The organism is Enterobacter sp. FW301-JW81 (assembly GCF_058788735.1).
Window position 1 is genome coordinate 1 of the sequence record NZ_JBYTBA010000016.1, and the last position, 882, is coordinate 882.

Sequence of the window (882 nt, forward strand, 5' to 3'; positions counted from 1 at the left end):
ATCCGGGTTGCGGACAGTGTCTGGTGGGTAGTTTGACTGGGGCGGTCTCCTCCCAAAGAGTAACGGAGGAGCACGAAGGTTAGCTAATCCTGGTCGGACATCAGGAGGTTAGTGCAATGGCATAAGCTAGCTTGACTGCGAGAGTGACGGCTCGAGCAGGTGCGAAAGCAGGTCATAGTGATCCGGTGGTTCTGAATGGAAGGGCCATCGCTCAACGGATAAAAGGTACTCCGGGGATAACAGGCTGATACCGCCCAAGAGTTCATATCGACGGCGGTGTTTGGCACCTCGATGTCGGCTCATCACATCCTGGGGCTGAAGTAGGTCCCAAGGGTATGGCTGTTCGCCATTTAAAGTGGTACGCGAGCTGGGTTTAGAACGTCGTGAGACAGTTCGGTCCCTATCTGCCGTGGGCGCTGGAGAATTGAGGGGGGCTGCTCCTAGTACGAGAGGACCGGAGTGGACGCATCACTGGTGTTCGGGTTGTCATGCCAATGGCACTGCCCGGTAGCTAAATGCGGAAAAGATAAGTGCTGAAAGCATCTAAGCACGAAACTTGCCCCGAGATGAGTTCTCCCTGACCCTTTAAGGGTCCTGAAGGAACGTTGAAGACTACGACGTTGATAGGTCGGGTGTGTAAGCGCAGCGATGCGTTGAGCTAACCGATACTAATGAACCGTGAGGCTTAACCTTACAACGCCGAAGGTGTTTTGGCGAAGAGACACGATATTTTCAGCTCTGATACAGATTAACAGAATTTGCCTGGCGGCTTTAGCGCGGTGGTCCCACCTGACCCCATGCCGAACTCAGAAGTGAAACGCCGTAGCGCCGATGGTAGTGTGGGGTCTCCCCATGTGAGAGTAGGGAACTGCCAGGCATCAA

General features: G+C 54.2%; 2 rRNA genes. Both read left to right on the plus strand.

The annotated features are described in order from the left end of the window. Positions 1–693: ribosomal RNA gene (locus tag AC3WOK_RS23355) — 23S ribosomal RNA — on the plus strand; the annotation flags it as partial. Positions 694–761: 68 nt separating this feature from the next. Then, positions 762–877, plus strand: a 5S ribosomal RNA gene (gene rrf / locus AC3WOK_RS23360). Positions 878–882 lie beyond the last annotated feature (5 nt).